The sequence below is a fragment of the Nitrospira sp. BLG_2 genome (assembly GCF_049222245.1).
Genome location: NZ_JBLYIG010000228.1, coordinates 1 through 7,745 on the forward strand (window position 1 = coordinate 1; position 7,745 = coordinate 7,745).

Below are 7,745 nucleotides of genomic sequence, written 5' to 3' on the forward strand. Positions count from 1 at the left end.
CCGCGTTACGGATCAGAACTCCCGCTGTCGCCCCTCGTCCGGTCCCGACCATAATCGACATCGGTGTCGCAAGCCCTAATGCGCAGGGACAGGCGATGATCAATACGGCAACGGCGTTGAGCAAGGCATAAGCCAGGCGAGGTTCTGGACCATAGAGAGCCCAGATGGCAAAAGTGATCGCGGCGACAAGAATCACAATCGGCACGAAATAGGCGGCAACGACATCGGCCAGCCGTTGAATCGGCGCACGGGTACGCTGCGCCTCGCTGACCATCCGCACGATCTGCCCCAGGAGTGTCTCTCGACCGACCCGCTCAGCCCGCATCACGAAACTCCCCGTCCCGTTAACGGTAGCCCCCACCACCTTCTGACCGGCTTTCTTCTCAACCGGAAGCGACTCACCGGTGACCATTGACTCGTCGACGGCACTCGTCCCCTCCAGCAGCACACCGTCCACGGGAACCTTTTCACCCGGCCGCACACGTAACCGATCTCCGACCTGCACCTGCTCCAATGGGATATCTTCTTCTTGATCATCACCGCGTATGACACGCGCTGTTTTCGGCGCAAGCCCCAACAGGGCCTTCAGGGCACTGCTGGTTCGGCTACGGGCCCGCAGCTCCAACACCTGTCCTAATAAGACCAGCGCGATAATGACTACCGCCGGTTCAAAGTAGACGGCCAGCTCGCCGCCATGGACCCGAAACGAATCGGGAAACACAGCGGGAACGAACGTCGCGGCGACACTGTAAAGATAGGCGGCACCGGTCCCAAGGCCGATCAAGGTAAACATGTTGAGATTGCGATTGACGATTGACGCCCAAGCCCGCTGGAACAGCGGCCGACCGATCCAGAGCACCACCGGCGTCGCCAGAATGAACTGAAACCAGACCAATGCCTTTCCTGAAAAGAGCTGTTGTAACGGTTGGCTCGGCATCATCTCAGAGATCATCAGCGCAAGAATAGGAGCACTCAGGATAACGCTTTGCCAAAACCTGCGGGTCATATCGACCAGCTCGGGATTGGCCTCGTCCTCTGTGACCGTACGCGGCTCCAATGCCATCCCGCATTTCGGACAATTCCCCGGCTCGGCCTGCACGATCTCCGGATGCATCGGACAGGTATATTCCGTGCGCGTGCCCACCGCCGTTACATCCGCCGGCTCTAACGCCATCCCGCATTTCGGGCAGGCTCCCGGGCCCTTCTGACTGACCTCAGGATCCATCGGACACACATAGGTCACGCCACTATCGGTCGAAACCGGCGTCGGCTTCGGGGTTCGCTTCTCCGGCGGGATCAGGTAATACCCGGGATCGGCTCGGAATTTTTCAAGACATCTGGTTGCACAAAAATAATACGTCTTGCCGTCATACTCGTATGAACCGGCCGCAGTGGTCGGCTGGACCGTCATACCGCACACAGGGTCGATCTCACCCTGCATGATCGGCTGCATCATCGGCAAGGACTTCCGGGAACCGGGCCTTGTGGTCACATTGAGCGGTTTTTTCTTGAGCGCGCCTTCAGGGTCCGACCGAAATCGTTCCAGGCAAGAAGCGGAGCAAAAATAGTAGGTCGTGCCTTTGTAGTCATACCGACCCGCCGCCTTGGCAGGATCGACCGTCATGCCGCAGATGGGGTCGATCGCAGCCTTATCATGAACCTGCGAAGGAACATGGGTGCTTGGATTGCGCTCACTCACGCGGTCACCTCCTGCATGGGCTTCTCACAACAGCCGTTCGATGATTCGCTTATCATGCGTCAGACTCCGTTTCATTCTATCCGGTACGTGTCCTTCAGCTCTTTTGCGATCTGTGCCGGTGATTCTCCATCGAAATCGATACGTTTCATGCGTCCCGCATGGTTCCCATTGAGGCTCGGAAGAAGACCGTGAAAGCGAGCGCAAACGATAGCCTCGAAGAACAAATTGCCTGACGCCGGACTCATTCTCCAGCAGTCGTTGCACTCGTTTTTCTCTCATCCGCCCCCGCTCCTGACACTACTTCTTCGCGTCGGCTTCGAGGATACTCCGGATGATGGTCACGACATTCTCAGGCGTCATATTCGCGCCGTCAACTTTGATGTTGCCGTCGAGTAAGAGCGATGGCGTGGACGACACCTTGATTCGCTCTCCCCAGCGCCGCCCTTCTTCGAAGAGCTTGGCCGGCTTTCCACTCTCCAGCCCGGCCTCGAACGTCGCGACGTCCAGGCCGGCCTCTTTAATCAACAACGAACGTATGGAGCGATCGAACACACCGTCAACCTTGTCCTTATGAATCGTGCGGAACAAGATCGCCTTCATCTGATCGCCCTTTCCCATCAGCTTCGCTTGCTCATACATATCGAACACGGTCGGAAGCTTTCCCGGAATGACGGGAAATCCGACCATCGTGACGTCCACCTTGGTCCCAAACTCTTTTAGGATGAGCGGCACCCCGGTTTCCTCGAAATGATGGCAATGCGGGCAGTAGAAGTCGGCGAACTCGACGACCTTCACTTTCCCCGGCTGATGGGTCGACGGCTCATCCTTGAGTATTTCGAACTTTCCTTTCAGCTCCGGCTTTTCCGCCTGCGCATTGAACGGCACGGTCAAGAGCCATACAACTCCGACCAGGACTACAAGCTTCCTCATCCACTTCTTGGAACGATTCATCTCATTCTCCTTTTAAGTGATTGTCCGATGTCATTATAGCGGATGATGGGTTTCATTGCCGTTTGTTATAATTGCGCCATGCGAGAACTTCGGCATGCGTTGATCGCTTCGGTATTGTTGATCGGACCCGGCTGCGCCTCGATAAACGATCAGGGAGACCAATCCACCTCCAGCGCCCCTCAGATCTCCTATATGCAGGTAAAGGCGTCGCCCGAATCGTACAATGGGCAGCCGGCCACATTCGGCGGGAAGGTGTTGGGGGCAAGGAGGCTCAAAGAGGGAACCAGGATTGAAATCCTGCAATTGCCGTTGGACTCTTCCGACCGACCGACAACGGACCTCAGCAAGTCCCAAGGTCGATTCGTGGCCCTACAGAAGGAATTCCTTGACCCTGCAACCGTTCCAGCCGGTACGTTCGTAACCGTGACCGGAGAAATGGCCGGGTCCATCACCTTGCCGCTCGATGAAACGGAGTACACCTACCCACTCGTGCGTATCAACAATCTGCGCGCTTGGAGCGACGACTCAGACAAAGCGCCTCACGTTCGCCCTTATCCTTATATTGGTCCTCGCCCCTATTGGGGGCCGTATTGGTCCCCATACTGGAGTCCTTGGCCTTACTACTGGTAAGGCCGTAACGATGATGAACGCTTTTCGTAGTTTCCTTCGTTTCCTCCTTCTGCATACAGATTCAAAAAAGTAAGACCCGGCTCTCGGCGTGACGGCCCTGAGAGGCATTAGACTTGGAACACCTGATTGTATACAATGTGTCTCTTCCGAACTCGGACAGGATGAAATTCGAGAGTCGGGCGATCTGTTCTACGGTATCCGGATGGCCGGAGATGACGGTGGAGTTGGCGGATTGGGACAAAAAAATCTCACGGTGAACCCTGGCGACCGGATTGGGGAACGAGAACCGTCAAACCTTAGCTCCTCGATCGTCGCCACTCTCAAGGAGCAAATCATTCACTGGCACTACCCGCCGGAACATCGGCTGACCGAAGCTGAGCTGTGCGAGAAATTCAACGTGAGTCGAAGTCCGGTACGGGAAGCGCTCCGTGTCCTGGCATCCGATGGGTTCGTGAAGAAGTTGCCGAATCGCGGGTATGCCGTCAGGCAGTACAACATCGGCGAGATCGAGGAACTGTATGACGTTCGCCTCGCGTTGGAGCTGTATACCGTCGAACACCTGGCGACCAGGGGGCTCCTCAATAAGCATGATAAAGAGAACATGGATAAACTCAAGCGGACGTGGACGGGGCTACTGAACGGATCGTCTCATAAGAAAGCCGAGGAGCTGGCCAGATTGGATACCCTCTTTCATGAAACGATTGCCCATGCCGCGGGAAACAAAACGCTCGTGCGGCACCTTCGCTCCATCAACGAACGCCTGATGCTGTTTCGCATGATCGACTTCGACAAGACGGATCGGGCGGAAAGCACCTGCCGCCAACATTTGGAAATCTTGAAGCGTATCGCGGCCAAAGATGCGTCCGGCGCACGCGCCGCGATGCAACGAAACATCGAAGAAGGACGGAACAACGTTCACACCGCGATCAAGGACGCGCTGGCCAAAGCCTATTCGTTGAGAGCGTAACGAACGGGTTTCTCGTCTCACGGGCAATGGAGTGCCGATCATGCATGTCCACGCCCTTTCCGTCGGTATTCAGGTTCCGACCCATCATTTCAGCGGGACCGTGCATAGCGTGTTCCGCCATGCCTGCAACATACGTATAGAGCCGCATAGGCTGCTGACCCTTCTTCCTTCCGATAAAGGCAACGTTCCGCACGGTATTCGTCTGCGGATCTCCTCTCGGCAGGCTTTCCTGGATCTCTTCCGAGTCGGCCAATCGGTCGCTTGCCGGGGCGGCATCCTTCGCACCGGCGGAAGTGATTTCGCCGTTGATCTACGGACGGCACATCTCTGGCACATCGATCTTAGAGAGTTGCACATCGATCTCCGCCGGCCCATTCACGCTCAATCCTGGTCAGTTTCATGGTCGGAACTCAACACCTATCGCCGGCAGGGTAGTCTACCGGGGATCATGGGTCTGTCCGATCATTCGCAAGGGCGATTCATCGCTTCGGCGACTTCCGGGGTTCTGAGGCAACAGGCGGCGCGCGCCGTTCCGGCACTACTAAAAGCTACAAGCAATCTCCGGCTACAAGACGCTGTGATCGCCATGAGACCACTGATCGGGCTGGGACCCGGCCTCACGCCTTCGGGTGATGATTTTCTCGTCGGTTACTTGACCGCGCTATGGTGCACGGTGGGGAACGATCCATCACGGAAGCGATTCCTAACGGACCTGAGCTCGGAACTGTCCCACGCAGCACGAAACACCAATCAGATCAGCTACACCTATCTCCGATGCGCAACCAGAGGTCATATCTCTGAACCGATCGCGACATTGGCGCAGCAGATCGCACAATCGAACGATATGAACAGCATCAGGGTCGCCACGCAAGCCGCCTTGCATGTCGGTCATACCTCGGGGAGCGACGGCGTATCGGGATTGCTGTTGGGTTGTCTCGTTTGGCAACCTTTATCTTGCCTGCTCTCCGGTGATTGTTTTCCGATCGTCCGGTTACTCCAATTCAATAGGTCTCAGCCATATACGTGGCGTCACGTATTCGTGAGACCGTGCGCCTCTTGACTTGGTATACAATTTTGTGTTCAAGTTGGCCCGTTACAAGATTCTGAGTCCGCACTTTTCGACGGCTCGCTTCCTCAAATATCTGATGAGGCATCACGCGGTAGGATATGACCTTCGCCACATAAATCATCGGCGGGAAGTCCCCACCCCGCTTGACGTTGAACGCCGGGGTCCGTGTCTGGTCAACGGCGTCAATGAAAGGCCGTTGACATGGCCAGGGCGACCCAAATAATCCGAAATTTCTACCGCGATTCTGTTTCGCTGATGCAGCTTTCTTCCACGATCGCCAAGTTGCCCGGCGTGGAACAAGCCTCAGCCGTGATGGCCTCCGTCAATAACATCAGCCTCCTCCAAGAAGCCGGCTTGCTGACCGGACCGGTTGAAGCCTCCGCCAATGATCTTCTGATTGCCCTTCAAGGAGAAGCCGATACTCTGGAAGCGGCACTGGCTGCGGCAGAATCCTCACTGAAGCAACCTTCCCCCTCGCCGATCGGCAATAACACTTCGCGCGGCATCTCTCCCCGCAGCATCGAGATGGGAATCGCAAGCCTCGTGGGCGCCAACCTTGTCTTGATCTCCACGCCTGGCGAATATGCTGCGGCGGAGGCCTTCAAGGCATTGCGGCTCGGCCTCAATGTCATGCTCTTCAGCGACAACGTCGAACTCAAGGACGAGATCGCGCTCAAACGGTTTGCCCAGGAGCGTGATCTCATCGTCATGGGCCCGGATTGCGGGACGGCCATTATCAATGGCATCCCTCTCGCTTTTGCCAACGTCGTCCGGCGCGGAACCATCGGCGTCGTCGGCGCATCCGGCACCGGCCTTCAACAGGTTACCTGCCTGATCGATCGATGGGGCGGCGGCATCTCGCAGGCGATCGGAACGGGCGGACACGATCTGCACAGCGAGGTCGGCGGTATTTCCATGTTGCAAGGCCTCAAGGCGCTGGCGGCCGATCCCTCCACTTCGGTGATTGTGCTCATTTCCAAACCGCCATCGCCGGAAGTAGCCGGCAAAGTACTGGAGGCAGCCGGAGGCGTGGGAAAGGCAGTCGTCGTCAATTTTCTCGGGGCCGATCCCGATCGGGTAAGACGCGACAATATTTACCCCGCCGTGACGCTGGAGGATGCATCAGCCGCAGCGGTGGCGCTCGCCGACGGTAGAGCACCGGAGGACAGGACTGCGAGTGTGATCTCTCCTTCCACCACGCCTTTTGTTTCGGGGCGGCGATACGTGCGGGGTCTCTATAGCGGCGGCACCTTTTGCTATGAGGCTTCGCTCCTCCTGAAGAAAGAATTGGGACAGATCAATTCCAATACTCCAGTGGAGCCGGGGGATCGCTTGAGCGATGTCTGGACCAGTCGAGCGCACACGGTCATCGATCTGGGCGACGATCTCTTCACTCGTGGGCGCCCCCATCCCATGATCGACCACCGACTGCGGAATGAGCGACTGATCAAGGAAGCCGGCGATCCCGAAGTGGCGGTGATCCTGCTGGACGTGGTCCTTGGCTACGGATCTCACCCGGATCCCGCCGCCGAGCTGGTCCCGGCAATTCAGAAGGCGCGCGATCTTGCCGCCAGAGCAGGCGGGCACCTCGCCATCGTGGGATTCGTCTGCGGCACAGCAGCAGACCCTCAGAATCTGTCCAGACAGGAAACGGCTCTTCGAGAGGCCGGGGTAACCCTCGCGGAGAGCAACGCTCAGGCAGTGCGCATGGCTGCCTCTATGGCACTGGAGGCGGGCGCCGTCGGAGGGCGATTGTGATACAGGCCCTGTTTCAGGAGAAGCTCCAAGTCTTGAATATCGGCTTGCCTTCTTTTGTCGATTCAATCAGGAAGGCGGACGGCTCTGTGCTTCAGATCGAATGGGTCCCGCCCGCTCAGGGAGATCCGGAAATCGGTCGTGCCTTGGCTCGGTTGGTCAACCTGCTCTCCGTTGAAACCGCCAACCGAACGGCGTTCGATGCCTACCAATCAGCTCAGCCGGTTCTCAGTGGTGTCGGCATCGCGAGGAAGACTCTCCCAAACATGGGAGAACGCATGATCCTGCACGGCGGTCCTCCTATCCACTGGAAGGACATGTGCGGACCCATGAAGGGAGCGATCGTCGGAGCTATTCTCTATGAAGGGTGGGCGGAGAATCTCGCCGAAGCGGAGACCATGGCCTCCAGCGGTGACATCGCTTTCGAGCCTTGTCACCACCACAATGCCGTCGGGCCGATGGCCGGAATCATCAGCCCATCCATGCCGGTCTGGATGGTGACCAATACGACCAACGGAGATCAGGCGTTCTGTAACTTCAACGAAGGCCTCGGCAAGGCGCTCAGGTTCGGCGCCAATGGTCCGGACGTGATCACCCGCCTCAAATGGATGGGACAGATACTCGCGCCAACTTTACGAGCCGGCGTCGAGATCCTAGGCGGAGTAGAGCTCAAG

Annotated in this window: 8 protein-coding genes; 5 read left to right on the plus strand and 3 right to left on the minus strand. The window is 57.4% G+C overall.

Translation table 11 applies throughout. The features are described from left to right. From ACOSYY_RS06375 to ACOSYY_RS06385, 3 genes are all read right to left on the minus strand, one after another. On the minus strand, positions 1–1,624 hold a 1,624-nt coding region (locus ACOSYY_RS06375), incomplete at its 3' end, for an HAD-IC family P-type ATPase (RefSeq protein ID WP_526023294.1). 146 nt (positions 1,625–1,770) lie between these two features. Then, positions 1,771–1,944 (minus strand): hypothetical protein, encoded by a 174-nt coding sequence (locus ACOSYY_RS06380; protein WP_421661430.1) that lies wholly within the window; start codon positions 1,942–1,944, stop codon positions 1,771–1,773. A gap of 52 nt (positions 1,945–1,996) precedes the next feature. Then, a complete protein-coding gene (locus ACOSYY_RS06385; protein WP_421661431.1) occupies positions 1,997–2,650 on the minus strand; it encodes a DsbA family protein in 654 nt (217 codons plus the stop codon). Between the two features lie 78 nt (positions 2,651–2,728). On the opposite strand from ACOSYY_RS06385, the gene ACOSYY_RS06390 reads away from it, so the two are divergent. The 5 genes from ACOSYY_RS06390 to ACOSYY_RS06410 form a co-directional block, all read left to right on the plus strand. Further along, the gene (locus ACOSYY_RS06390) at positions 2,729–3,280 is read left to right on the plus strand and encodes a Slp family lipoprotein (protein WP_421661432.1); all 552 of its coding nucleotides are present in this window, start codon (positions 2,729–2,731) and stop codon (positions 3,278–3,280) included. A gap of 202 nt (positions 3,281–3,482) precedes the next feature. Then, positions 3,483–4,247 (plus strand): GntR family transcriptional regulator, encoded by a 765-nt coding sequence (locus ACOSYY_RS06395; protein ID WP_421661433.1) that lies wholly within the window; start codon positions 3,483–3,485, stop codon positions 4,245–4,247. A gap of 40 nt (positions 4,248–4,287) precedes the next feature. Continuing rightward, positions 4,288–5,307, plus strand: a complete 1,020-nt coding sequence (locus ACOSYY_RS06400) for an oxamate carbamoyltransferase subunit AllH family protein (protein ID WP_421661434.1) — start codon at positions 4,288–4,290, stop codon at positions 5,305–5,307. A gap of 210 nt (positions 5,308–5,517) precedes the next feature. Then, positions 5,518–7,074, plus strand: a complete 1,557-nt coding sequence (fdrA, locus tag ACOSYY_RS06405; protein WP_421661435.1) for an acyl-CoA synthetase FdrA — start codon at positions 5,518–5,520, stop codon at positions 7,072–7,074. Continuing rightward, positions 7,071–7,745: oxamate carbamoyltransferase subunit AllG family protein (locus ACOSYY_RS06410; RefSeq protein ID WP_421661436.1), on the plus strand; the 675-nt coding region annotated here is incomplete at its 3' end. The genes fdrA and ACOSYY_RS06410, both read left to right, overlap by 4 nt.